The following is a 25,812-nucleotide window of genomic DNA, read 5'->3' as shown; positions in this document are numbered from 1 at the left end:
ATAAAGGAAGACGGAACCAAAAAGAGCCAGCTTTCCATGGATGGAAAGTATGTCATGACAGAAAAAGGTCTTAAGTGGCATGAACAGGCGGAAGCGGTGGTCGGTTATGTACTGGAACACCAGTCATTGGAAGGTCTTGTGAATGAAAAAGGATATACAGATTCCGTATCTTCTGTCAGCATTAACTTAATGGGATTTGTAAACGGAGTGAAAGACTGTTTAAGCCAGGCATCAAAACAGCAGTAGAATCATATATTCCCGGAAACCGGCAGGAATTGCCCTTTTCCGGGATTTTTCTTTTTACACCGGTACGTAAGTGTGATAAGATGGAATCTGCAGGTTAAAAAGAAGGAGCTTTAAAATGAATAAAAAGAAATCGGCACACATGGCCGCACTATACGGAATGCTGATTGCACTTGCCTTTGTTCTCAGCTTTGTGGAAAGTCTCATCCCTATTTCCCTTGGTATACCGGGTGTAAAGCTGGGATTGGCAAATCTGGTAACTGTTGTGGGGCTTTATACCGTGGGAACCTCCGGAACCATAGTAGTTTCTCTTCTTAGAATTGTACTGACAGGATTTACGTTCGGGAACTTATTTGCCATGCTGTACAGTCTGGCAGGCTGGGGACTGAGCATTGCCATTATGGTTCTTTGCAAAAAAAAGAACTGGTTTGGAACTTCGGGAATCAGTATTCTGGGGGGAATCGGACATAATATCGGACAGATTACTGTGGCAGCCTTTGTGGTGAAGCAGGCGGGAGTGTTTTTTTATCTTCCGATGCTGTTAATAGCCGGTACGGCAGCAGGTCTGGTCATTGGTATACTGGGATCCATGATCATCAGCAGAATCAGGGATGTTATAAAAAAATTGTATTAAATCAGAAAGATATTATATTGTGTTAAGGCTTTGTCAAAGGTATAATGGGAGAGACAAAAGATGGAATGAAATCCAGGAGGAATAGCAGAATGATTGATAAGGCAATTAAGAAACTGGTAACTTATGGGCTGGAAACAGGGCTGATCAGTGAGGAAGACCGTTATTATGCAGTAAATCAGATTCTCGACGTATTGTGGCTGGACGAGTATGAAGAGCCGCAGGATGAGCCGGGTGATATAGATTTGGAAGAGGTGTTAGGCGAGTTGCTGGACTATGCATTTGAAACTGGAATCATTCCTGAAAACAGCATTACATACAGGGACCTGCTTGACACCAAGCTGATGAACTGTCTGATGCCAAGACCAAGTGAAGTAGAAACCAGATTCTGGGGATTATACAATCATCAGACGCCTCAGGCGGCCACTGAATATTATTATAAACTGAGTCAGGATTCTGATTATATCAGACGGTATCGGATAAAAAAAGATATGAGATGGGTCACTGCTTCCAAATATGGAGATCTGGATATCACCATTAATTTATCAAAGCCGGAAAAAGATCCAAAAGCCATTGCAGCAGCAAAGCTTGCAAAACAAAGCGGTTATCCCAAATGTCAGCTTTGCATGGAGAACGAGGGGTATGCGGGAAGAGCGGATCATCCAGCCAGAAATAATCACAGAATCATACGCTTAAAGATCAATAACAGCCAGTGGGGATTTCAATACTCTCCATATGTTTATTATAATGAACATTGTATTGTTTTCAACGGAACTCATACCCCTATGAAGATCGAAAGGGATACCTTTGTAAAATTATTTGATTTTGTAAAGCAGTTTCCTCATTATTTTCTGGGGTCTAATGCAGATCTACCCATTGTAGGCGGATCAATCTTATCCCATGACCATTTTCAGGGAGGAAATTATGATTTTGCAATGGCGAAAGCCAGAGAAGAAGAGCTGTTTTCCATAGAGGGGTTTGAACATGTGACTGCCGGTATCGTGAAATGGCCCATGTCTGTTCTGCGTACAAGAAGCAAAAAACCGGAGGATTTAATTGAACTTGGTACAAAAGTACTGGAATCCTGGAGAGCCTATACCGATGAATCAGTATTTGTTTTTGCAAATACTGACGGACAGCCTCATAATACAATAACCCCCATTGCAAGAAAACGGGGCGATGAATATGAACTGGATCTTGTACTGAGAAATAATATTACGACAAAAGAATTTCCTTACGGAGTCTATCATCCCCATGAAGAGCTGCACCATATAAAGAAAGAAAATATTGGCTTAATTGAAGTAATGGGACTTGCTGTTCTTCCATCCAGACTGAAGGAAGAGTTAAACCTTATATCGGAATATCTGATTGAGGGCAGAGACTTAAGAAGCAATGAAATAATTGAAAAGCATGGAGACTGGGTTGATTCCTTCCGCACAGGATATGAATCCTTCACAAAAGATAATATAGATGAAATATTAAAAAAAGAGGTTGGCCTTGTGTTTGAACGGGTGCTTGAGGATGCCGGTGTATTCAAATACGATGAGGCAGGAAGGGCCGGATTTAAGCGATTTCTCACCAGTATGGGATTTAAACCGATGCCACAATAGAAAGACTGTGATACTATCAGATAGAATCATGTTTGTAATTATGCTCCCTTTGAGTTATATTCTAGTGGGAACGGATGGAAAGTCTCCGTTTACTGAATACGGAACCGGACTGATGAGCCGGAGGGGGACATATTAACAGTCATGAAGCAGATAGAAAATAAAACACTGAGAACGCTTACGGAGTATGGACTGATTACGTTCAGTATCTGGATTATGGTGGTGGGGATTTACTTCTTTAAATTTCCCAATAATTTTGCTTTCGGAGGTGTGACCGGGCTTGCGACTGTGATCAGCGCATTAACCCATTGGTCAGCTAGTCAGTTTACTACGATTGTGAACACTGTGCTGCTTGTGCTTGGATTTCTGTTTTTAGGCCGGAGTTTTGGTGTTAAGACCGTCTATGCCAGTGTCCTGATGTCGGTTTTCTTATATATTCTGGAAAAGGTATGCCCGATTTCCGAACCACTGACAAAAGAGCCGCTGCTGGAACTGATTTTTGCCATACTTCTGCCAAGTGTTGGAACCGCGATTCTGTTTAACATCGGAGCATCAAGCGGAGGCACGGATATTATTGCGATGATATTAAAACGGTATACCAGCTTTAATATCGGAACTGTTCTTCTGTTAGTGGATGTAACCGGAGTGATAATCGCTTATTTTGTTTTCGGACCAGAGACGGGACTGTTTTCTTCCCTGGGATTAATGGCAAAATCACTGGTAATTGATGATGTCATTGAGAACATGAATCTTTGTAAATGCTTCAGCATCATTTGTGATGATCCCGCTCCGATCTGCGATTATATTATTCATGGACTGAATCGCAGTGCTACGGTATATGAAGCCCAGGGTGCTTTCAGCCACCATAAAAAGACGGTGATTCTGACAACCATGAAGCGTTCTCAGGCACTTAAGCTTCGGAATTATATACGCAGTGTGGAACCGTCTGCATTTGTACTCATTTCCAATTCAAGCGAAATTATAGGCAAGGGATTTCTTGCCAGTTAAAGAATAGAAAAAAAACCGAAGGACTGTTGTTCTTCGGTTTTTTGCATAAAAAATAACGGTTTTATATTGAAAAATTAGTTAAAATTGATGAAAATGTACTTTAGCACTTTAAAAACACATAAATTTAAAGCAATAAAATTGACGGAGGTTATTTTTTGTAGTATGATACAAATTAAGTTCTGAACAGGACAAGTTTTAGAAGGAAGAGGAGAGAAATTATGAAAAAGAAAGCGAAAGCACTATCCCTGGCACTTGCAGGTGTCATGATGTTGTCCCTTGCTGCATGCTCCGGCAAGGCGCCTGAAAAGACGGAGGCAGCTGCGGATACCACAGCAGCACAAAGCTCTGAAAAAGCAAGCGAAGCAGCAACGACTGCGGCTAAAACAGCAGATGGAAAACAGTATAAAATCGGAGTTCTTCAGCTGGTTCAGCATACAGCTTTAGATGCTTCTAATAAAGGATTTATACAGGCACTGGATGATGCTGGTTTAAACTATACGGTTGATCAGCAGAACGCTTCCGGCGACCAGCCTACCTGTCAGACGATTGCCAGCAAACTGGTGAATGACGGAGATGATTTAATTCTTGCCATAGCAACTCCGGCAGCTCAGGCTGTAGCAGGCGCAACCAGCGAGATACCCGTACTTGTAACGGCAGTTACGGATCCGGCAGCTTCCGATCTGGTTGAAAGCAATGAAGTACCAGGAGGCAATATTACCGGTACCTCAGATCTGACTCCTGTAAAAGAACAGATCTCCTTATTAAAGAAGATTCTCCCGGATGCAAAAACAGTAGGTGTTCTTTACTGTACAGCAGAATCCAACTCTGAAATTCAGGCAAAGATGGCAAAGGAAGCAATTGAGGCGGAAGGAATGACAGCCGTGGATTATACCGTTTCAAGCTCCAATGAGATCCAGACAGTTGTTACCTCCATGGTGGGAAAAGTGGACGCAATCTATGCACCGACAGATAACACCATTGCAGCAGGTATGACTACGGTAGCGATGATTGCCAACGAAAATAAAATTCCTACGATCTGCGGAGAAGAAGGAATGGTAAAAGCCGGCGGTCTTGCAACTTATGGGATCGATTATTATGAGCTTGGTTATTTAACCGGCAAGCAGGCAGTGAAGATCTTAACAGAAGGCGGAGACGTTTCTAAAATGCCGATTGAATATCTTCCCCTTGAAAAGTGCAAACTGTCTGTAAATGAAGAAACTGCAAAGACACTGGGTATTGATTTATCCGGTCTGAAATAAAAACAGAAAGAATAAAATGGTTGAAATGAACAGGCGGTCTGGAAAACGACCGCCTGTAATCCATAGATGCTTTACATAAAAGATGAATCAGGCATTTTTTATGTAAGGCATTTATGCCTGTGAAAAGAAAGTATGCGGAGGAATGATTGATGAACGGTTTACTGGTATCCCTTCAGGACGCGGTGGTTCAGGGAGTTTTATGGGGGATTATGGTATTAGGTGTCTATATTACCTATAAGTTGTTGGATATTGCGGATTTGACCGTAGACGGAAGCTTTGCTTTGGGCGGCTGTGTCTGCGCCGTTATGATACTTAATTTTCATGTGGATCCGTGGGTTGCCCTGGCAGTGGCGGCGATTGCAGGAATGGCTGCCGGTGCAGTGACAGGATTGTTACATACAATCTTTGAAATTCCGGCGATTCTGGCGGGAATATTAACCCAGATCGGATTATGGTCCGTTAATCTGAGGATTATGGGGGGCAAGAGCAACGTTCCCCTTTTAAAGACCGATACAATTATATCAAAATTCATTGATCTTACCGGACTGAATAAACCCGTTGCCTCTCTTGTGATTGGCATTGGAATCGCAGTGATCATGATTGCGCTTCTCTACTGGTTTTTTGGAACAGAAATCGGCAGCGCCATGCGTGCTACAGGAAACAATGAATCAATGATACGCGCCCAGGGAGTGAATACCAACTGGACGAAGCTTCTTGCGCTGGTTATCAGCAACGGACTGGTTGGAATATCAGGCGGTCTTGTCTGCCAGAGCCAGAAATATGCGGATATCGGTATGGGAACCGGAGCGATTGTCATCGGCCTTGCAGCCATTGTAATCGGAGAGGTGCTGATGGGCAGACTTCGTTCCTTTGGAAGCAAACTGACTTCTGCAGTTGTGGGTTCTGTGATTTATTTCGTGATCCGTGCAGTTGTATTAAGAATGGGTATGAATGCCAATGATATGAAACTGTTGTCAGCAGTGATTGTTGCGGTGGCGCTTTGCGTGCCTGTTGTGGTGAGAAAGCTTCGTCTGAAGAAATCTTACACAGAAGGAGGAGAATGATCATGCTTGATATTAAGAATGTAAGAAAAACCTTTAATAAGAATACAATCAATGAGAAAAAAGCGCTGAATGGCATTAACCTTCATCTGAATGAAGGAGACTTTGTTACAGTCATCGGCGGTAACGGAGCCGGGAAATCCACGATGTTAAATATGGTTGCCGGTGTATACCCCATTGATTCCGGAAAGATTGAGATTGACGGAATTAATATTTCCAGATATCCGGAATATAAGAGAGCCCAGTATATCGGCAGGGTTTTTCAGGATCCGATGATGGGAACAGCCGCCGGTATGGAGATACAGGAGAATATGGCGCTTGCATACAGAAGAGGGAAAGCAAGAGGCTTGTCATGGGGAATTAAATCCGAAGAAAAAACATTTTATTATGATGCAATTCAGAAGCTTGGACTTGGACTGCAGGACCGTATGACCAATAAGGTGGGACTTCTTTCAGGAGGCCAGAGGCAGGCACTCACTCTTTTGATGGCCACGCTTCAAAAGCCAAAGCTTCTGCTTTTAGATGAGCATACGGCTGCACTGGACCCTAAGACAGCAAGAAAAGTTCTTGATATTACACAGGAGATTGTGGCTGAGCAGAATCTCACCACACTTATGATTACCCATAATATGAAAGATGCCATTCAGATCGGCAACCGGCTGATCATGATGCATGAAGGCCGTATCATATATGATGTTTCAGGGGAGGCAAAGAAAAAACTGGAAGTGGAAGATCTACTGAAAAAATTTGAAGAAGCCAGCGGAGAGGAATTTTCCAATGACCGCATGATTCTGGCAAAATAAACTTATGAACAGGACGGGGGCGTTAACAGATGCCTCTGGTCCTGTTTTTAATTAGTTTGTAACATAATCTTAATAATTTTTTGAAATACAATTGTCGCAATATGTAATAAATTGTGATATACTGTAGCAGATAGGCTCATAATCTGAATCGGTCAGCCGATGAATATATGAGGATGGAGAGAAAATACAGAATGGAAAACAACAACGAGAAAAAAGATTACATAATCCGTTTGGATAAAGCAAAAAAAAATCGCAATAAGAATGATTATAAAAAGATTCTGATACTCACAGGTTCTGCAATTCTTCTGGTATCTGTTGTTGCCGCAGCGGGAATTACTGCCAGCAGGCAAAAGAATGCCAGGCCGGCAGCAGCTACAGGTTCTGAAGCTCTTTTGGCGGATACAAAGGCAGCTGGCGATGCAGATGAAAAGGCAGAGAATGAAGCAGAGCTGAAAGCGAAGGAAGAAGTTATTAATTCCTATAAAAACCTGGGTATTGTACAGGTAAGCGGGTATTTAAATGTCCGAAAAGAACCCGGGACAGATGCTGATGTAATCGGAAAGCTGCAGGGAGACAGTGCCTGTGACATATTAGAGGATACGAAACAGGGCTGGTACCGTATTTCCTCCGGCGGAATTGAAGGTTATATTACTTCGGAGTTTGTTATTACCGGAGATGACGCGAAGAAGAAGGCTCAGGATCTGGTAAAGCTCAGGGCCATCGTCCAGACTGATAATTTAAATATCAGAAAAGAGCCGTCTACCGACTCTGATGTAGTTGGTCAGGCATTGACGGATGAACGGTATGAAGTGGTGGATCAGACTGACGGCTGGGTGCAGATTCCCACCGGATATTTGTCAGCGGATTATGTTAAACTTGAATATTCCATGAACGAAGCCAGGAAGCTGGATTTAAAGGCCATGGTTTTTAATTATTACAAGAATATTGGTATTTCTGATGTAGATAATTATTTAAATGTCAGAGAAGAGCCAAGTGAGAACGGTAAGATTATCGCTAAGATGCCAAGTAAGGCAGCCGGTAATATTCTGGAGACAACTGATGACGGCTGGTATAAGATCCAGTCTGGAAAAGTGACCGGCTATGTAAAGTCAGACTTTATACTCACTGGTCAGGCGGCGAAGGATGAGGCCATGCAGGTGGCTGAGCTGATGGCTGTGGTGAATACCGATATGCTGAATGCCAGAACAGAACCCTCCACAGATGCCAAAATATGGACGCAGATATCCAATAATGAGAAATATCCTGTTTTAAAGCAGATTGATGGATGGGTTGAGATTGAGCTGGAAGAAAACAGCAGCGCATTTGTTTCTACGGATTACATTGATGTACGTTATGCGCTGCCGGAAGCCATTAAGTTCTCACCTCTTGAAGAAAAAGCCAATGCCCAGTCCTCCTTAAGGACCCAGATCGTAAATTACGCGCTCCAGTTTTTAGGCAACCCCTATGTATGGGGAGGAACCAGCCTGACAAAAGGAGCGGACTGCTCCGGATTTACCATGGCAATCTATAGTAAGTTTGGTGTAGGCCTTCCTCATTATTCCGGCTCCCAGGCTGGGATGGGAAAAGCAGTTAAATCAGGAGAGATGAAGCCGGGTGATCTGCTCTTTTATGCTAGCAGCGGCGGAACGATCAATCATGTTGCCATGTACATCGGCAATGGTCAGATTGTTCATGCAGCGAGCCGGAGAAGCGGAATAAAGATTTCCACCTGGAATTACCGGACTCCTGTAAAGATTAGAAACATGATTGGAGATTAACATGCTCCCGGAACGGATTATTATCCGTTCCGGGAGTTTTTGCGTTTATTATGGGTTTACAAATATTTCCCAATCAATTATAATCAGGTTAAGAAGCGTTATATTTTTGAAAACATAACGGTGGGAGGGATTTATTTGAAGACAGGTGCCGTCATAACTGCAGCAGGACATAATAGTTCTGCCAATGCATTCAGTCCGTTGCTGCCAATTGGTCATACTACAGTTATCAGAAGGATTATAACCACACTGAAACAGTGCGGGGTCGATCCTATTGTGGTGATTACCGGCAGGGATGCGAAGGAAGTAGAAAAACATATATCCAAATTAAGGGTTATCTGCTTAAGAAATGAGGAGTATGAGAACTCCCAGATGTTTGACAGCATTGGAATGGGGCTTCGCTACATAGAGGATCTGTGCGACAGAATTTTAATTCTTCCCCCAAAATTCCCATTGCTTCTTCCGGAAACAATTAAAAAGATAATGGAATGCAGCGGGAAGGCTTCCTGTCCGGTATATGAGGGAAGAAGGGGCCATCCGGTTATGATCCATAAAGATCTGATTCCATCCCTGCTCACATACAGGGGCGAAAGGGGATTAGGAGGGGCTTTAAGGCAGGAAGGGGTAGATGCGTTGATCGAAGAAATCCCGGTAGATGATAAGGGGATTATCGAAGCGGTTGAATCAAATCAGGATACTGCCGTATATCCGGCTCTGGGACACCATGTCATGCGCCCGTCTGTCAGTCTGTCCCTGGAATTTGATGAAGTGTTTTTCGGTCCTGAGATGGCGCAGTTTCTAATGCTGATTGAGCATGCAGGGTCCATGCAGACAGCATGCCGTCAGATGAATATGTCTTACAGCAAGGGCTTTAAGCTTTTAAAGAATGCAGAAAACCAGCTGGGGTATCCTTTGCTGGTCACACAGTCAGGCGGTTTAGAAGGGGGATTTTCACAGCTTACACCAAAGGCAGTGGATTTAATGGAAAAATATATGGCGTTTGAAAAGGAATTAAAAGAAAAGGCAGAAGAACTGTTAAAAAAATACTTTGAGGAGGGTTTATGATGAGACAGCTGTTTCATGAAGTATTATCCACACTATTACGGGGTGAGGATGCTGTTCTGGTTACGATTATTGCCAGCTCAGGCTCCACACCAAGAGGATCCGGGTCCCATATGCTGGTCCGCAAAGATGGAACGACTGCAGGGACCATAGGGGGCGGCGCAGTAGAGTTTAAGTCTGTGGAAAGAGCACTGAAAGCAATGGAAGACAAGCTTTCCTACACCCATGGTTTTGTGCTGGGAAAGGAACAGGTGGCAGATCTGGGGATGATCTGCGGCGGAGATGTGGTGGTTTATTTTCAATATCTGGATCATGAAAATCTGGGATTTCAGAATCTTTGCCGGGAGATAGAAAAAGCATTTGAAAGAGATGAAAACAGCTGGCTTATCATGGATATCACTGACGAAACGGCGTGGGGAATGGGACTTTATAATGAATCCTCAGGTTTTTTTGGAATTGAGGAACCGGACCAGGCTTTAAAGGAAGAGCTGATTAAGAATAAATCGGTTCAGCTTTCTTTTGGAGCGCACAAATATTACAGTGAACCTCTTGTCAGTGCCGGCCGTGTTTATATCTTTGGCGGCGGACATGTTGCTCAGGAGATTGTTCCGGTTCTCACTCATATTGGCTTCCGGTGCGTGGTTTTTGACGACCGTGCTGAGTTTTCCAGCCAGACTCTGTTCCCTGCAGCTGAGAAAACCATTACAGGAGACTTTGAACGCATCTTTGACTATCTGGAGATCAGGGAATGTGACTATGTGTGCATAATGACCAGAGGCCATCAGTCAGATTACGTTGTGCAGAGACAGATTCTAACCAGAAATCCCTGCTACGTGGGAGTAATAGGAAGCAGAAAAAAACTGGCATCTATAAGAGAAAAGCTTATGGCGGACGGTATTGCAGGTGATAAAATTGACAGCTGCCACAGCCCCATCGGCCTGGAAATATATGCGGAAACACCGGCTGAAATAGCCATCAGTGTTGCAGGAGAGTTAATCAGCATCAGGGCAGGCCGGGAAGGAAGACGCAGGTAATGGGAAAAAGTCTTTTTTTAACGGGAGATTCAGGAGAAGGAAAGACCACACTTCTTTTTCAGTGCATGAAACCATTCCGGGCTGTTACAGGCGGATTCTATTCCCAGCGGCTGATTGATGAAAACGGGGATACAGCTGGTTTCCGGCTGGCTTCTGCCAAAGAGGAGTGGGAGCCGATAGCCTGTTATCAGGAAGGGCTTACCAACATATTCTTAAGACGTATGAAAGAAGGAATGGTATCAGTTCCGGAGGTGTTTCAGAATGAAGGCAGGAAACTGCTTTCCGTTCATGGAGATAATAAACTCATACTGATGGATGAGATTGGCGGAGTGGAACTTTTAATACCTGAATTTATGGAAGCGGTTCATGACTGCATGAAAGGTCCAAAACCCTGTATTGGAGTGATTAAGAGCCGGAAAAATTTTGCAATGATGTTGAGCCGTCATGGATGCAATTCTTCTGCTTCCCATCTTCGCGATGAGCTGGAAGAAGCTGTTTTAATGAATCAGGACAACCAGCTTTTGACCTTTTGGCGTAAGGATGAGGATGCGGTCAGGGAGAAGATCTTAAAATATTTAAGTGAAGGGATTTAAAAACAGTGGGAGATAGGGAAAAACGTTATAACAATCGGCTTTTTATTATAGCTGCGTTTTTTGTGGTTTGTTTTTTTGGTTCTTTCCTTTTGGGACGTTATCCTGTTTATCCGGCAACGCTTTTGAAAGTCCTGCTGTCACGTGTGTTTCCCATTGAGGCATCCTGGCCGTCTCAGGTTGAAACTGTTGTTTTTCAAGTCAGGCTTCCAAGAGTGCTGATGGCGGCACTGATCGGTGCAGGACTTTCCTTTGCAGGAGCAGCTTACCAGGGGATTTTTAAAAACCCAATGGTTTCTCCTGATGTGCTGGGGGCATCATCAGGCGCTGGATTTGGTGCTGCTTTAGGATTATTCCTTTCGTTAGGATATGGCGGTGTATCTTTGTGTGCATTTGTTTTCGGTCTGTCTGCTGTGGGGATTGTCTGTCTTGTGAGCAGCCGTGTTCCGTATAATCAGGTACTGGGCCTGGTACTATCCGGTATTATGGTCAGTTCTCTTGCCAACGCGGCTGTTTCCTTCATTAAGCTTGTAGCAGATCCTACCAATACGCTTCCGGTCATTACCTACTGGCTTATGGGAAGCCTGGCATCTATTCGCCAAAAGGATGTGTTCTTTGCCGCTCCATGGATTATTATAGGAATCATGCCCATATATCTTCTCAGATGGAGAATTAATGTATTAAGCCTGGGGGATGAAGAGGCAAGAAGTATGGGAATACATACAGGAAGGCTCAGGCTGGCAGTTGTGCTTGGAGCTACCCTGATTACATCTGCATCTGTATCTGTAAGTGGTTTGATCGGCTGGGTGGGACTGGTTGTACCCCATTTGGCCCGAATGCTGGTTGGCAGCGATTACAGGAGACTTTTACCTGCATCTCTTCTCCTTGGAGGGAGTTTTCTCCTGATTGTAGACAACTTTGCAAGACTCATTGCAACCAGTGAGATTCCCATTGGTATTTTAACTGCATTTGTGGGAGCACCATTTTTCCTGTATCTGATCTTAAAGGAAGGAAACAGGCTTTAAAAGGGGAGACATTATGGAACTGATGATAAAAAATGTGGAATTTTCCTATCAGAGGCATCCGGTTTTGAAAAAAACCTCCTTTACATTTGAAGGAGGGCAGTTAATCTGTGTTCTTGGAAAAAACGGGGCAGGAAAGAGTACATTGTTTCGCTGTATTCTTGGTTTATTAAGAGGTTTTCACGGGACAATTCTAATTGATGAAATGAAACAGGAAGATTATACGGAAAGGGAGCTTGCAAAAAAGATTGCATATATTCCGCAGAATCATGATTCTGTATTTGCGTTTCCGGTCATTGATATGGTTATGATGGGAACTGCAGCGTCTCTGCCTTTGTTTGGATCTCCTGGTAAAAAGGAGAGAGAAAAAGCCGTAAAGGCGCTGGAAATAATGGGAATTGAAGCGTTAAAGGACCGTATTTACAGCCAATTAAGCGGCGGTGAACAGCAGCTTGTCCTCATAGCAAGGGCAATAGCCCAGGAAGCCAGGATTCTTCTGCTTGATGAGCCTTGTGCCAGCCTGGATTACGGAAATCAGATCAGAGTTATGAGAGAGTTAAAGAATTTATCCCAAAAGGGGTATCTGGTTGTCATGTCCACTCATAATCCGGAGCATGCATTTTATTTTGCTCATCAGGCCATGGTCATGATGGATGGGGCGGTTGCAGCTTTGGGGGAGCCATCGGAAGTACTGACAAAAGAGCTTCTTCAGAAGCTTTATCAGGTCCCGATTGATATTTATGAGGAGGGAAGCAGCGGAAGAAAGATATGCATGCCAGGGGAGGAGAACTATATATGTGGGAATTGTATGACTGTCTGATCGAACCGATACCGGATGATGTGAAAGTAAATGATTATTTCTCCGGAACTTACTGCACAATGGTTACTGCAGGCAGCTGTCTGGGAACAGCCGCCACAAATCCTTTATGCACGGTAAAGAGCAGGGAAAAAGATGTAAAGGATATGTCCTGGAAAGAAGCGGCTGGTTTGATAAAATCCTGGAATTTCACAGAGGCCAGTATTGGTGCAGCAGCCATTAATGCTTATTACAATCAATATGAGTCTCTAAAACGGCTTGATAAAGCCGGCCAGATTGCCATGCTGTCCAGTGAGGATACATTTTTAGCCCATAAAACAGATTTTAAGGGAAAAAAAGTGGCTACAATCGGACATTTCTGTTATGCAGAGGAGTTTTTAAAGGAAGCGGGTACATGTGTTATTCTGGAGCGGGATCCTGGAGAAAATGATTATCCCGACACCGCCTGTGAATTTCTGCTGGAGGAAATGGATTATGTGTTTATTACCGGCTTTACACTGATAAATAAAACATTGCCAAGACTTCTTAACTTAGCACGGAATGCGAAGATCATTTTAGTAGGACCTAGCATTCCCCTGGCTCCCAAGCTCTTTGAATTTGGTGTCAGCGAGCTTGCGGGAACTTTAGTACGGGACAGAATACTGCTGGAAGGGCTGGTAAAGAACGAAGAGAAAAAAGCGGTGATCCGCGCCGGTACTCCGGTTCGTATCACTGAAAAATAAACATTGCCTGAAAGGCAGAATGGAGGATTTATGAGAAAATACAGGAGGGGATTGGTTCTGGCAGCCGCACTATGTACAGCTTTTCTGATTTATGGCTGTCAAAAGACAGATACCAAAGAGACAAAAGAGACAACCGCTGTACAGTCTGAAGCTACCACGGTATTACCATCGGAGAGTACTGAAAAAAACTCTTCAGAAAGCACTGGGGAAAAGACAAGGGTGTTTACCGACTCCGCAGGACGGGAGGTAACACTGCCCGAAGATATTCAAAAAATTGCTCCCTCTGGTCCGCTTGCCCAGATCGTGCTTTACACAGTAGCGCCTGATAAGCTGGCAGGTCTTGCATCAGATTTTTCAGATGATGCAAAGAAGTATATTGATGAAAAATACTGGGGACTTCCGAAATTCGGACAATTTTATGGGAAGAACGCCAATCTGAATATGGAAGCGCTGATTGCTGCAAAACCTGATGTGATCATCGATATCGGCGAGGCAAAAAAGACCGTTAAGGAAGATATGGATGCATTGTCCAAACAGCTTGGGATACCGGTTGTGTTTGTAGAGGCAGACTTAGACTCAATGAGCTCTGCATACAAAATGCTGGGAGAAATTACAGGGGAAACGCAACAGGCTGCAAAGCTGGCTGATTACTGCGACAGCACTTTGAAAAAAGCGGAAACTGCCAAGGCTTCATTGGGAGCGGATCAAAAGAAATCGGTATATTTTGCAATCGGAGACAATGGATTACATACCAATGCGGAAGGTTCCATACATGCCCGCGTAATCGAGCAGATCGGAGCGGAGAATGCAGCAAAAGTAGATCAGGCATCAAGCGGAGGCGGTAGTGAGGTGTCTATGGAACAGCTTCTTCTCTGGCAGCCGGATATTATTCTGGCAGATTCTGAAGCTCTCTATCAGACTATCACAACGGATTCCGTCTGGGCTGAATTAAATGCTGTGAAAGAAGGACATGTTTATCAGATTCCATCAGCTCCTTACAGCTTCATGAGCAATCCTCCTTCCGTCAACCGGATGATTGGCATTCTATGGCTTGGCAACCTGGTTTATCCGGAGCAGTATCATGAAGATGTAAAGTCTGATGTCAAAACATTTTATGATCTTTTTTATCATGTGCAGCTTACCGATGCACAGGCAGAGGAAATTGTTAAGTAAGATTTAACAGCTGATCAATTTCTTTCATTTGTTCAGGTGTAAGCATTCCAAGTTCCATGGCTCCGGCATTTTCCATTATCTGCTGTGGGGTTTTAAAGCCTGGAATTGGAATGGTCACGCCGCTTCTTGCCCAGATCCAGGCGAGAGAGCCCTGTACCAGGGTTCTTCCGCTGCTGGTAAGAATATCCCGTACTGCATGAAGTTTCTTTAAAACTTCCGGTGCAGGTCTTCCGTTTTTAAAGACTGCTTCTGTCCAGGAATGGCCTGCACCTCTTACATCATCAGGGGTAAGGAAGGAATCCTGATTAAATTTACCGCTTAAAAATCCCATGGCGAGAGGACTGCGGTTGATGCTTGCCAGATTTTTTTCCTCGCAGAGCTGAATCATTTCGGGGGCATCCTGAAGGATATTTAACTGATGCTGAATGGCACTGCAGTTTTTGTTTTCTGAAAAAATCTTTGCTCCGTTTACCAGATCGGTACTCCAGCCGTAGGTTCTGATTTTCCCTTTCTCCGTCATTCGTTCCAGAGTATCCAGAACGGATTCCATCTCTGACAAACCTATCTCCCAGACATGAAGCTGATACAAATCAATGATATCTGTTTTTAAGCGGCGCATGGAGGCCTCACAGGCTCTTTCTATATATCCGGGATCTAAATTGTAACCGTGCAGCGTCCGTGCAGCTTCATTTCCCATGTAGCCAAATTTTGTTGCAAGAACAACCTGATTCCTTTTTCCTTCAATCGCCTTTCCGATCACAGTTTCGCTGTGACCGATTCCGTACGCATCTGATGTGTCAATCAAATTGATTCCAAGATCCAAAACGGTCAAAATGGCTTTGATGGAAGTCTCATCGTCTGTCTGGCCGTAGCCGTCAATTTTTCCGTCCATATAAAACTGACCGCCGATCGCCCAGCTGCCGATTCCCATGGGGCTTACTTTAATACCGGATCTTCCTAATAATCTGTGTTCCATTATAAATTACCTCCTAAATAATATACCAACCGTTAGGTAGATAATACTGTAAAAATAAAGGGGCTATACACCCTTTATTCCATTCCAAAATATTTCAAAACAGGAATCCATATGACGGAGCCCCTGTTCCATACTCATTAAACCCGTAGACAGGGTAATACAGGTGACCAGATAGTAAAAAGTGGCTGCCATATCTGCCGGATTTAATGGCTGAAGCTCTTTTTTTTCAATCCCTTTCTTCATAACAGAAGTCAGTTGGGCATTAAAAATATCGAAACTGTCCTGGGTAAAATGAATGATTTCCTCTTTCATCTGTTCCGGGGGATAGTAATAAACCATATTCCAGAAGTCCATCTCTGTATTACCCCAGTGATATTCCAGATAGTCTTTATAAACAGAAGACAGAAGCTCTCTGGCAGGCAGATCCTGATACTTATGAAAAATGGTTGTTAAGTAATTATAATGTTTTTTTACAATGATATCGAACAGTTCGCGAAACAACTGTTCCTTACTTTTAAAATAAAAATAGAGAGAGGCTTTGTTGATGCCGACTTTTGACGCGATCTTTTCCATACGGGCACCTTCAAAGCCGTGAAGAGAGAATTCCTCCAATGCTGCCTGCATAATCCGTTCTTTTGTATCTGCTCCCTGACCCATGTGTTGAATCCTTTCCATACAATTAAACTACCGGTTGGTAGATTGAATATAACACAGTTTTTCAGTGCTGTCAATAACAGGAGACTGTTTTCTGCAAAATACGAGCCGCAGCTTACAGGAGGAATTCTACCTGTAAGCTGCGGCTTTATCAATTATAACTGGCTGCTTTTGTTTCTGTTGTAATTAATCAGACATCCGGCTTTGACAATTTCACGTTCTTCCGGTGTCATATCTGCAATATGGAGCCGGATTTCGTGTATGGGATTTCCTGTTTTATTCTTTACCACATAAGCTGGTATATGATCCATCGCACCGTCCAGTGCGGTACGGATATCAGGAACGTAAATAAAGTCACCTATTTCAAAGTCCGGATCTTCATCCAGTAAAAATGGCAGCATACCCCAGTTCATTACATTGGAACGGTAACGCTTGGTAGCATATTCGTTTGCGATATTGGCCAGACCGCCCAGAACTCTCTGGCAGCTTGCAGCCTGTTCTCTTGCAGAACCGTCTCCCGGTTTTACAGCATAGATCACACTGCCGATTTCTGTTTCACCGGCTTTTAAATCCGGCTGTTTTAAATATTCCTTCAGAGCATGAAAGGCGGATTCCAGTTCCGGATCTGCTTTAAGCGGGCAGGAACCGGATTTTCTGACCTTCTCTAACTCGTTTACTTCCTTGGAACGGCCCACGTATTCCGGATCCCTGCGGGATAAAGTGAATTCCGCAAGTCCCAGTGGATTGGAACGGTAGGAAGAGGTCTCGCCGGAAGGAATCAGCTCATCGGTGGTTGTAACCGGGTCCATGATCTTAGAGCATACCCGTAATAAAATATTGTCGGTGAGGGCACTCATGGAGGGCCAGTCTTTTATATTTGGTCCTAAAATTAAGGATTCGTCTTCCCTTGCTTTTTTGTATCCCTGATAAACACGTCTGTCATAGGAAGAGGAGTCAAATTCATAGGCAGGAACGGTATATTCATCCACAAAGTATTCGGCAGAAGTAAGATATCCGCCATTTGCGGCAGTTGCAGCGATGGAGCGGGCATCCATTAATGCCACACAGGATATCTGGCCATTACCAGGCTTGGAGCCTTCCCGGTTGGGGAAGTTTCTTGTGGTATGGCGGATGCTTAATGCATTGTTTGACGGCGTATCACCGGCACCGAAGCAGGGACCGCAGAATGCGGTCCGCACCGTGGCACCAGCAGCCATCAGCTGGGATATGGCACCTTTTTTTACCAGGTCCATATAGACCGGCTGGGAAGATGGATATACGGAAAGATTAAAGATATCATTTCCGCAGTCTTTTCCGGACAGCATGTGTGCAGCCATCATTACGTTGGAGTAATTGCCGCCTGCACAGCCTGCGATTACGCCCTGCTGAACCATCAGTTTTCCATCTGTAATCTTATCCGTCAGTGAGAGGCTGGCTTTGGCAGTTCCAAGTATGTGAGCAGCTTCTTTTTCTACAGTTCTTAAAATGTCAGCCAGATTATCATTCAGTTCATCAATCTCGTAGGTGTTGCTTGGATGGAAGGGGAGGGCAATCATTGGCTTAATGGTGCTTAAATCCACATAAACAACACCATCATAATAAGCGGTTTCACCTGGGTTTAATTCCACATAGTCAGACTCTCTGCCATGAAGTTTTAAATATTCCCTGGTATCCTCATCCGTTCTCCAGACAGAGGAGAGGCAGGTTGTTTCCGTTGTCATGACGTCCACACCGTTTCGGTAATCAGTGTCCATGGATGAGACTCCGGGTCCTACAAATTCCATGATTTTATTTTTTACATAACCGTTCTTAAATACAGCTCCGATAATGGCCAGTGCCACGTCATGGGGGCCCATGAAAGGAGCAGGAGCGCCGGTTAAATAGATAGCGACTACTCCAGGATAGGCAACGTCATAGGTGTCCTTAAGAAGCTGCTTTACCAGTTCACCGCCGCCTTCACCAATTGCCATGGTACCCAGGGCACCATAACGGGTATGGCTGTCAGAGCCAAGTATCATGCGACCGCAGCCTGCCATCATTTCCCTCATATACTGGTGAATGACTGCAATGTGGGGAGGGACAAAAATGCCACCGTATTTTTTTGCTGCAGAAAGACCGAATACATGGTCATCTTCATTAATAGTTCCGCCAACGGCACAAAGGGAGTTGTGACAATTGGTCATTACATATGGAATAGGAAATTCGGTAAGCCCTGATGCACGTGCTGTCTGAATAATTCCTACAAATGTTATGTCATGGGATGCCATGGAGTCAAAACGCAGTTTTAAGTGATCCATGTTTCCTGATGTATTATGTTTTTCTAAAATGGAGTATGCAATGGTACCCTTTTTTGCTTCGTCTTTTGTAATGGGAGTACTTCTCCGGGCGTTTCCTTCAGCCATTTCCGCTTCAGGAATCAGCTGGGTACCGTTTACAAGATATGCTCCTCCGTCATACAACTTTACCATAAGTTATCGTTCCTCTCTCTTTCTATAGGGAATGGTTTCCCCCACGTATTTTGTAGCGGGACGCATGATTCTGCCGTCGTACATCTTATTCTCAATGTTATGTGCAAGCCAGCCGGCCATACGTGAGCACACAAATAATGGGGTATACATGTCTTCGGGTATCTGTAACATATTATAAGCGAAGCCGCTGTAGAAGTCTACATTGTTAGACAGAGACTTGCCGTTTCCGGCGAGACAAGATTTGGCAACCTTTTCAAATTTTGTCAGGAATTCATATTCATCTTCTCTGTTTTTTTCTTTTGCCAGCTTTTCACAGCAGACTTTCAGCAGATCTGCACGGGGATCGGATACGGTGTATACTGCGTGGCCAAGTCCGTATACCAGGCCGGAATTGTCATAGAAATCCTTAGCCAGTATTTTGTGGATGACAGTTTTCATCTGGGCTTCGGTTGCTTTTACTCCAATTTCCTTTTCAATCGCAGTGATCATCTCGCTGCAGCGGATATTGGCACCGCCGTGTTTGGGACCTTTTAAGGAACCAATGGAGGCAGAGCTGGAGGAATAGATATCGGTTCCGGTGGAGGAGATGACAACGTTTGTAAATGTGGAGTTGTTGCCGCCGCCGTGATCCGCATGAATCATAAGCATGATATCTAAAAGATCCGCTTCCTGCTGTGTAAAGGAGCCGTCTTTTCTTAACATATAAAGGATGTTCTCAGCCATGGAATATTCCGGCTTCGGATAATGGATAATCAGGCTTTCCCTGTCGTAATGATGAATCTTGCACTGATAGGCATATACAGCAAGAGACGGAAGCTTTGCTAATATATTAATTCCCTTTAACAGAGTCTGATAAGGGTCTGTGTTATCCGCATCTTCATCATAATCGTAAAGAGCAAGGATGCTTTTCTGTAGGCTGTTCATTAAGTTGCGGGAAGGAGTGCGAAGCATGTTTTTTTCAAGAAATTCATCTGGAAGGTAATAATGCTCACACAGCAGTGAGGTAAATTCACGCAATTCCTTTTTCGAGGGCAGATATCCAAAAAGGAGTAAAAATGATGTTTCCTCAAAGCCGAAACGGGAATTGTCTTTTCCGTTTACAAGATCGCTGATTTCAATTCCGCGGTAGTAAAGCTTTCCTGGAACATTAACTTTTTTTCCATCTTCGATTTCGTAGCCAACTACATCGGATACGCGGGTAAGTCCGACTCTGACTCCGGTACCGTCTTCATTGCGGAGCCCCTTTTTTACGTTGTATTCTTTGAATAAGTTGTTCGGAATATCCGTGAAGTTAGAGGATTTGCCAAACGTTTGTGCAATGAAAAAATTGTTCATGCGATAATTTCTCCTTTTTTCAGATTAAGCCACAGGGACTTTTTTACAGAAAAGCAGCGCGATGGGATTTCTCCGGCGCTGCCCTCATTGGCAATGGTATGTAACTTTTTATTGTTTCGTAGTTTATCATGTAAAAGCATCAAAGTCAATACCTTGTTACAATCACAATTAAAATATTGTTGTTGTGAACAAAAAAATACAAATGGACGGTTAAAATTTTGGTTTACAAATTAAGGCATACTTTTACTGTTTTTTTCACATTATAAGAAAGTGATTCATTATAAACAGCAAACAGGAGGTTTCCTTAAGTGAAAGAGTCTGAATATAGAAATAACAGCCAGGAAGAAGAAACAAAGAATGCGCAGGGAACCAGAAAAGAAAATCTGGATGAGAAAAAAACTGAGAAAGATATTGAGCAGAAAGAAGATCAGAAGCTGGAAGAATATGGTCAGATTACGCTGGATGACAATGCCGGAAAGCGGAAAATCCATCTGCTGACCATTATCGGAGAAGTGGAGGGACACGAAAATCTTTCCAGCAACAGCAAAGCTACCAAATACGATCATATTCTTCCAAAGCTGGCAGAGATAGAGGATGATGATTCCGTGGAGGGGATGTTAGTGCTTTTAAATACTTCAGGAGGGGATGTGGATGCCGGGTTAGCTATTGCGGAAATGATCGCATCCTTAAGCATTCCTACGGTTTCACTGGTCCTCGGAGGCAGTCATTCCATCGGTGTGCCTCTGGCTGTCTGTACCGATTACTCCTTTATCGTTCCTACCGGCACCATGATGATTCACCCGGTGAGAATGACCGGTATGGTGATCGGAGCCGCCCAGACTTATGAATATTTTGAAATGATCCAGGACCGGATCTTAAGCTTTGTTTCCTCTCATGCAAAAATCGCCTATGACCAGTTAAAAAGGCTGATGCTTAATACGGAAATGCTTACCAGGGATCTGGGTACGGTGCTGGTAGGAGAGGAAACCGTTAAGGAAGGTCTCATTGATGAGGTAGGCGGAATTAAGGATGCGTTAAAAAAATTATATGAACTGATGGAAACTGCTTCCTCTTAGCCGTTGCAATTCTCCCGTTTTTTTTGTATACTGATACCAATGGACAGAAGGGGGAAGTATTGTGCCTGAGACAACAAAGAAGAAGACAACAGCAAAAAAAGGGACAAAACCAAAAAGCGGGAGAGCGAGAAATACCAGCACCAGGAAGAATGTGGTCCTGCCGGAACCGGAATTTATCCACTCAGAAGTCGTAATTATTATGTCATTTGCCGCTGCGGCCATTCTGTTTTTAAGCAATTTTCATTTGTGCGGAATGGTAGGTGATTTTTTCCGCAGCGTGCAGCTTGGTATATTCGGCGGCATCGGATATATTGCACCGGTTCTCATGTTTGCGGGAACTGCATTTTATATTTCAAACCAGGGTAACCCAAGAGCAGTTTTTAAACTGGTCTCCTGTGTTCTGGCGCTGGTTTCTTTGTGCGGATTTTTACAGCTGCTTTTTGGTGTGAATACAGGTGAAAAAAACGGACTTTTGAATATTTATCTGGAGGCTTCTGTCAGCGGAAAAGGAGGCGGCTTAGTCGGCGGTCTGCTGGCAGAAGGGCTTGTTTCCATAATCGGAGTTGTGGGAGCTTATCTGGTTACGCTGGTTTTAATTATTATATCACTGGTGTGCATTACAGAAAAATCCTTTGTTAATATTGTAAAGACCGGTAGCGGAAAGGCATACCACCATGCGAAAGAAAACATGGACATGCATATGGAGATTCATGCCCAGAGGCAGGAACTTAGAAAACAGCTGAGAGAAGAACAGAAACTGCGGGGGGTTAATTTAGATGCCACCACGATTTCGGCAGTACAGGAAGAGGAGCCGGATAAACCCGACTTTGAGAGGGATCTCTATGAGGTGGATGCGGATACCGGTATCGGTGATATTGCCGATGAGATTGATTCACAGATCAGTGAACTGACTGCAGTGACAGCGGTTCAGACGGAAGAGTCTAACCCGGCTGATGTATTCAGAGGAAGCATATCTCCGGAACCGGAGGCGGATGACGAAGACTCTGTGCCATTTGAACCGGATGATATAGCAGTTCCATATCATAGAGGTTCCGATGAGGCTTCTTTCTATATGAAGAAGGAAGTAAGAACCTTAAAGGAAATGGAAGTTGTGGAAGATGATTTTTATCCCGAAGAGCCGGAAGCTGATGAGATGATTCCCAGAGAGACATTCTCTATTCCGGAGGAGCCCAAGCAGGTAGTAACAGCTTCCGGCAAGATCATTGAGACGGATACGGAGGCGCTTCAGAAGAAACTGGAGAAGAAACGGGAAGAGTCGCAAAAAGACGATGACTTCAGTGTGAGTCAGCAGATCAGTCAGAAAAAAGAGATTGTGAAGAAGGAATACAGGTTTCCGCCTCTTTCCCTGCTTAAAAAAGGAAAAGCAGCGGTTTTTTCTGACCGGGAATACAAAGAAACAGCCATTAAACTGCAGAAAACGCTGCAGAATTTTGGTGTGGGAGTGACTGTTACCAATATCAGCTGCGGTCCTTCCGTGACCAGATATGAACTCCATCCGGAGCAGGGAGTAAAGGTAAGCAAGATTGTAAGTCTGGCTGATGATATTAAGCTGAGTCTTGCAGCAGCAGATATTCGTATTGAGGCCCCGATTCCGGGAAAATCCGCAGTTGGTATTGAAGTGCCCAATAAAGAAAATAACATGGTGTTCTTACGGGATATTCTGGAAGCGGACAGCTTTCAGAAGCATTCCTCCAGCATTGCCTTTGCAGTGGGAAAAGATATCGGAGGACAGGTAGTTGTAACAGATATTGCAAAGATGCCCCATCTGCTTATCGCAGGCGCTACCGGCTCCGGTAAGTCGGTCTGTATCAACACACTGATTATGAGCATTATTTTTAAAGCGAATCCTGATGATGTGAAGCTGATCATGGTGGATCCGAAGGTGGTGGAATTAAGTGTTTATAATGGAATTCCCCACTTGCTGCTTCCGGTTGTGACGGATCCCAAGAAGGCATCGGGAGCCTTAAACTGGGCAGTGGCGGAGATGACAGACCGCTATAATAAGTTTGCCCAGTACAATGTCAGGGAGATTAAAGGCTATAATGCCAAGGTAGAGAGTTTAAAGGACATTGATGATGAAAACAAACCTCAGAAGATGCCGCAGATTGTAATTATAATCGACGAGCTTGCTGATTTGATGATGGTAGCGCCAGGTGAAGTGGAAGATTCCATCTGCCGTCTTGCCCAGCTTGCCAGGGCTGCGGGAATTCATCTTGTAATCGCCACCCAGCGTCCGTCCGTCAACGTCATCACCGGTCTGATTAAAGCGAATGTGCCGTCAAGAGTTGCCTTTGCCGTTTCTTCCGGTGTGGATTCCAGAACCATCATTGACATGAATGGTGCGGAGAAGCTTCTTGGAAAGGGTGATATGCTGTTTTACCCTGCCGGTTATCCAAAACCCATGCGTGTGCAGGGAGCATTTGTTTCTGATACAGAAGTTTCCAGTGTGGTGGACTTTTTGACAGAGCAGGGAATGACACCGGATTACAATCCGGAGGTGGAAAATATGATTGCCTCTGCTCCGGCAGCTGCAGATTCAAAAGGCGGCGGGAGTGACCGGGATGAATATTTTGTGCAGGCAGGCAGATTTATCATTGAAAAAGACAAGGCATCCATCGGCATGCTGCAGAGAATGTATAAAATCGGATTTAACCGGGCTGCCAGAATCATGGATCAGCTTGCTGAGGCCGGTGTGGTGGGGGAAGAGGAAGGTACCAAGCCCCGTAAAGTGCTCATGAGCATGGAAGAGTTTGAAGAGATTTAAAACCATTGCTTACATATAAGGAGGATGATACTTATGAAAACAGATATTGAGATCGCACAGGAAGCGAAGATGATACCAATTAAAGAGGTGGCAGCATCCTATGGGATTGCAGAAGACGATTTAGAACTTTACGGCAAATACAAAGCGAAACTTTCCGATGAATTGTGGGAACAGGTAAAGGACCGCCCGGATGGAAAACTGGTTCTAGTTACGGCAATTAATCCCACACCGGCCGGAGAGGGTAAGACCACTACGACGGTGGGATTAGGACAGGCATTTGGAAAGATCGGGAAAAAGGCAATCATCGCCTTAAGAGAGCCTTCTTTAGGTCCATGCTTTGGAATCAAGGGCGGAGCGGCAGGCGGCGGTTATGCCCAGGTTGTTCCCATGGAAGATTTAAACCTTCATTTTACCGGAGATTTTCATGCCATTACCTCAGCAAACAATCTGCTTTCAGCCCTGCTTGATAATCACATCCACCAGGGCAACGCTCTGGGAATTGATACAAGGCAGATCCTGTGGAAGAGATGTCTGGACATGAATGACCGGGCTTTAAGAAATATCGTGGTGGGACTTGGTTCAAAAGCGGAAGGATTTGTAAGAGAAGATCACTTTGTTATTACAGTGGCTTCTGAAATTATGGCCATTCTCTGCCTTGCAGACGACATGAATGATTTAAAAGAGCGGTTGGGACGAATTATTGTTGCATATAATTATTCCGGAGAGCCCGTGACTGCAGCTCAGTTGAATGCGGTAGGAGCCATGGCGGCCCTGCTTAAGGATGCGCTGAAACCAAATCTGATTCAGACTCTGGAGCATACCGGTGCCATTGTCCACGGAGGCCCGTTTGCAAATATCGCTCACGGCTGTAACAGTGTGCGTGCCACAAAGACAGCACTGAAGTTAGCTGATATCGTTGTGACTGAGGCTGGTTTTGGTGCGGATTTAGGTGCTGAGAAGTTCCTGGATATCAAATGCAGAAAGGCTTCCTTAAAACCGGATGCCATTGTTCTGGTGGCAACCGTCAGAGCATTGAAATATAACGGCGGTGTACCAAAGGACCAGTTAAAGGAAGAGAATTTAGAGGCACTGAAAAAGGGAATCGTTAACCTTGAAAAGCACATCGAAAATATGCAGAAATACGGCGTTCCTGTTGTTGTAACGCTGAATTCTTTTGTGACAGATACAGAAAATGAGTACCAGTTTGTAAAGAACTTCTGTGAGGAAAAAGGCTGCGAATTCGCTTTGTCCCAGGTATGGGAAAAGGGCGGAGAAGGCGGAGTAAAACTGGCTGAAAAGGTCCTTGAAACACTGGAGAACAAAACAAGTAATTTTGCACCCATTTATCCCGATGACATGAGTCTGGAGGATAAGATCAGCACAGTTGCCAGAGAAATTTACGGAGCAGACGGGGTAACTTATGCACCCTCCGCTTTAAAATCCATCAGAAAGTTTGAGGAAATGGGATTTGGCAGTCTGCCTGTGTGCATGGCTAAGACACAGTACTCCTTATCCGATGACCAGACAAAACTGGGCCGCCCCCAGGGCTTTGAGATTAATGTGCGGGATGCTTATGTCAGCGCCGGTGCCGGATTTGTTGTTGTTTTAACAGGGGCTATCATGACGATGCCTGGTCTGCCGAAGAAACCGGCAGCCGATAATATTGATGTGAATAATGACGGAGTAATCACAGGATTATTCTGATTTGGAG

21 protein-coding genes and 1 pseudogene are annotated in these 25,812 nt (G+C 44.2%); 18 read left to right on the top strand and 4 right to left on the bottom strand.

Annotated elements, in window-relative coordinates:
• From V7D18_RS27485 to V7D18_RS27415, 15 genes and pseudogenes are all read left to right on the top strand, one after another.
• Positions 1–246 (top strand): annotated as a pseudogene (locus tag V7D18_RS27485) (hypothetical protein); the annotation flags it as partial.
• A 115-nt stretch (positions 247–361) separates the two neighbouring features.
• On the top strand, positions 362–877 hold the full coding sequence (locus V7D18_RS27480) for a Gx transporter family protein (protein WP_426159240.1): 516 nt from the start codon (positions 362–364) through the stop codon (positions 875–877).
• Positions 878–966: 89 nt separating this feature from the next.
• The gene (galT, locus tag V7D18_RS27475) at positions 967–2,484 is read left to right on the top strand and encodes a UDP-glucose--hexose-1-phosphate uridylyltransferase (RefSeq protein ID WP_426159238.1); all 1,518 of its coding nucleotides are present in this window, start codon (positions 967–969) and stop codon (positions 2,482–2,484) included.
• Positions 2,485–2,625: 141 nt separating this feature from the next.
• Positions 2,626–3,489, top strand: coding sequence for a YitT family protein (locus tag V7D18_RS27470; RefSeq protein WP_426159236.1), 864 nt, complete (start codon positions 2,626–2,628; stop codon positions 3,487–3,489).
• Between the two features lie 218 nt (positions 3,490–3,707).
• Positions 3,708–4,748: an ABC transporter substrate-binding protein gene (locus V7D18_RS27465; protein WP_426159234.1), complete on the top strand. Its 1,041-nt coding sequence runs from the start codon at positions 3,708–3,710 to the stop codon at positions 4,746–4,748.
• Between the two features lie 149 nt (positions 4,749–4,897).
• On the top strand, positions 4,898–5,812 hold the full coding sequence (locus V7D18_RS27460; RefSeq protein ID WP_426159232.1) for an ABC transporter permease: 915 nt from the start codon (positions 4,898–4,900) through the stop codon (positions 5,810–5,812).
• A gap of 2 nt (positions 5,813–5,814) precedes the next feature.
• Positions 5,815–6,612: an ABC transporter ATP-binding protein gene (locus tag V7D18_RS27455; protein ID WP_426159230.1), complete on the top strand. Its 798-nt coding sequence runs from the start codon at positions 5,815–5,817 to the stop codon at positions 6,610–6,612.
• Positions 6,613–6,803: 191 nt separating this feature from the next.
• A complete protein-coding gene (locus V7D18_RS27450) occupies positions 6,804–8,390 on the top strand; it encodes an SH3 domain-containing protein (RefSeq protein WP_426159229.1) in 1,587 nt (528 codons plus the stop codon).
• A 135-nt stretch (positions 8,391–8,525) separates the two neighbouring features.
• A complete protein-coding gene (locus V7D18_RS27445; protein WP_426159227.1) occupies positions 8,526–9,452 on the top strand; it encodes an NTP transferase domain-containing protein in 927 nt (308 codons plus the stop codon).
• Complete coding sequence (locus tag V7D18_RS27440) at positions 9,452–10,483, top strand: XdhC family protein (RefSeq protein ID WP_426159268.1); 1,032 nt, start codon at positions 9,452–9,454, stop codon at positions 10,481–10,483. Before V7D18_RS27445 ends, V7D18_RS27440 begins: the two co-directional genes overlap by 1 nt.
• On the top strand, positions 10,483–11,076 hold the full coding sequence (locus tag V7D18_RS27435) for a nucleoside-triphosphatase (RefSeq protein ID WP_426159225.1): 594 nt from the start codon (positions 10,483–10,485) through the stop codon (positions 11,074–11,076). Before V7D18_RS27440 ends, V7D18_RS27435 begins: the two co-directional genes overlap by 1 nt.
• A gap of 5 nt (positions 11,077–11,081) precedes the next feature.
• Positions 11,082–12,098 (top strand): FecCD family ABC transporter permease, encoded by a 1,017-nt coding sequence (locus tag V7D18_RS27430; protein WP_426159224.1) that lies wholly within the window; start codon positions 11,082–11,084, stop codon positions 12,096–12,098.
• A 13-nt stretch (positions 12,099–12,111) separates the two neighbouring features.
• Positions 12,112–12,915: an ABC transporter ATP-binding protein gene (locus V7D18_RS27425; protein ID WP_426159222.1), complete on the top strand. Its 804-nt coding sequence runs from the start codon at positions 12,112–12,114 to the stop codon at positions 12,913–12,915.
• Complete coding sequence (locus tag V7D18_RS27420) at positions 12,891–13,634, top strand: Rossmann-like domain-containing protein (protein ID WP_426159219.1); 744 nt, start codon at positions 12,891–12,893, stop codon at positions 13,632–13,634. Before V7D18_RS27425 ends, V7D18_RS27420 begins: the two co-directional genes overlap by 25 nt.
• A 30-nt stretch (positions 13,635–13,664) precedes the next feature.
• Positions 13,665–14,807 (top strand): ABC transporter substrate-binding protein, encoded by a 1,143-nt coding sequence (locus V7D18_RS27415; RefSeq protein WP_426159217.1) that lies wholly within the window; start codon positions 13,665–13,667, stop codon positions 14,805–14,807.
• Here the strand turns inward: V7D18_RS27415 and V7D18_RS27410 are convergent.
• The 4 genes from V7D18_RS27410 to V7D18_RS27395 form a co-directional block, all read right to left on the bottom strand.
• Positions 14,800–15,783 carry an aldo/keto reductase gene (locus V7D18_RS27410; protein ID WP_426159215.1) on the bottom strand — a complete coding sequence of 328 codons (984 nt, stop codon included), beginning with the start codon at positions 15,781–15,783 and terminating at the stop codon, positions 14,800–14,802. The genes V7D18_RS27415 and V7D18_RS27410 overlap by 8 nt on opposite strands.
• Positions 15,784–15,846: 63 nt before the next feature.
• Positions 15,847–16,440: a TetR/AcrR family transcriptional regulator gene (locus V7D18_RS27405; RefSeq protein WP_426159213.1), complete on the bottom strand. Its 594-nt coding sequence runs from the start codon at positions 16,438–16,440 to the stop codon at positions 15,847–15,849.
• A 152-nt stretch (positions 16,441–16,592) separates the two neighbouring features.
• The gene (locus V7D18_RS27400; RefSeq protein ID WP_426159212.1) at positions 16,593–18,905 is read right to left on the bottom strand and encodes a hydratase; all 2,313 of its coding nucleotides are present in this window, start codon (positions 18,903–18,905) and stop codon (positions 16,593–16,595) included.
• 3 nt (positions 18,906–18,908) lie between these two features.
• Positions 18,909–20,240, bottom strand: coding sequence for a citrate synthase (locus tag V7D18_RS27395; protein ID WP_426159210.1), 1,332 nt, complete (start codon positions 20,238–20,240; stop codon positions 18,909–18,911).
• 383 nt (positions 20,241–20,623) lie between these two features.
• Between V7D18_RS27395 and V7D18_RS27390 the strand changes: the two genes are divergently transcribed.
• From V7D18_RS27390 to V7D18_RS27380, 3 genes are all read left to right on the top strand, one after another.
• Positions 20,624–21,316, top strand: coding sequence for a ClpP family protease (locus tag V7D18_RS27390; RefSeq protein WP_426159267.1), 693 nt, complete (start codon positions 20,624–20,626; stop codon positions 21,314–21,316).
• Between the two features lie 61 nt (positions 21,317–21,377).
• Positions 21,378–24,101 carry a DNA translocase FtsK 4TM domain-containing protein gene (locus tag V7D18_RS27385; protein WP_426159207.1) on the top strand — a complete coding sequence of 908 codons (2,724 nt, stop codon included), beginning with the start codon at positions 21,378–21,380 and terminating at the stop codon, positions 24,099–24,101.
• Between the two features lie 33 nt (positions 24,102–24,134).
• The gene (locus V7D18_RS27380) at positions 24,135–25,805 is read left to right on the top strand and encodes a formate--tetrahydrofolate ligase (RefSeq protein WP_426159205.1); all 1,671 of its coding nucleotides are present in this window, start codon (positions 24,135–24,137) and stop codon (positions 25,803–25,805) included.
• Positions 25,806–25,812 lie beyond the last annotated feature (7 nt).

Source organism: Lacrimispora sp. 38-1 (genome assembly GCF_049890855.1).
GTDB lineage: Bacteria > Bacillota > Clostridia > Lachnospirales > Lachnospiraceae > Lacrimispora.
The sequence above is the reverse complement of the archived record's forward strand: the minus strand, read 5'-3'. Positions and strand labels throughout refer to the sequence as shown.

Bases quoted from the DNA above. Each gene is read 5' to 3' on its own strand.
- V7D18_RS27480 (WP_426159240.1), top strand. From the start codon at position 362: ATGAATAAAAAGAAATCGGCACACATGGCCGCACTATACGGAATGCTG.
- galT (WP_426159238.1), top strand. From the start codon at position 967: ATGATTGATAAGGCAATTAAGAAACTGGTAACTTATGGGCTGGAAACA.
- V7D18_RS27470 (WP_426159236.1), top strand. From the start codon at position 2,626: ATGAAGCAGATAGAAAATAAAACACTGAGAACGCTTACGGAGTATGGA.
- V7D18_RS27465 (WP_426159234.1), top strand. From the start codon at position 3,708: ATGAAAAAGAAAGCGAAAGCACTATCCCTGGCACTTGCAGGTGTCATG.
- V7D18_RS27460 (WP_426159232.1), top strand. From the start codon at position 4,898: ATGAACGGTTTACTGGTATCCCTTCAGGACGCGGTGGTTCAGGGAGTT.
- V7D18_RS27455 (WP_426159230.1), top strand. From the start codon at position 5,815: ATGCTTGATATTAAGAATGTAAGAAAAACCTTTAATAAGAATACAATC.
- V7D18_RS27450 (WP_426159229.1), top strand. From the start codon at position 6,804: ATGGAAAACAACAACGAGAAAAAAGATTACATAATCCGTTTGGATAAA.
- V7D18_RS27440 (WP_426159268.1), top strand. From the start codon at position 9,452: ATGAGACAGCTGTTTCATGAAGTATTATCCACACTATTACGGGGTGAG.
- V7D18_RS27435 (WP_426159225.1), top strand. From the start codon at position 10,483: ATGGGAAAAAGTCTTTTTTTAACGGGAGATTCAGGAGAAGGAAAGACC.
- V7D18_RS27425 (WP_426159222.1), top strand. From the start codon at position 12,112: ATGGAACTGATGATAAAAAATGTGGAATTTTCCTATCAGAGGCATCCG.
- V7D18_RS27420 (WP_426159219.1), top strand. From the start codon at position 12,891: ATGTGGGAATTGTATGACTGTCTGATCGAACCGATACCGGATGATGTG.
- V7D18_RS27415 (WP_426159217.1), top strand. From the start codon at position 13,665: ATGAGAAAATACAGGAGGGGATTGGTTCTGGCAGCCGCACTATGTACA.
- V7D18_RS27410 (WP_426159215.1), bottom strand. From the start codon at position 15,783: ATGGAACACAGATTATTAGGAAGATCCGGTATTAAAGTAAGCCCCATG.
- V7D18_RS27405 (WP_426159213.1), bottom strand. From the start codon at position 16,440: ATGGGTCAGGGAGCAGATACAAAAGAACGGATTATGCAGGCAGCATTG.
- V7D18_RS27400 (WP_426159212.1), bottom strand. From the start codon at position 18,905: ATGGTAAAGTTGTATGACGGAGGAGCATATCTTGTAAACGGTACCCAG.
- V7D18_RS27395 (WP_426159210.1), bottom strand. From the start codon at position 20,240: ATGAACAATTTTTTCATTGCACAAACGTTTGGCAAATCCTCTAACTTC.
- V7D18_RS27380 (WP_426159205.1), top strand. From the start codon at position 24,135: ATGAAAACAGATATTGAGATCGCACAGGAAGCGAAGATGATACCAATT.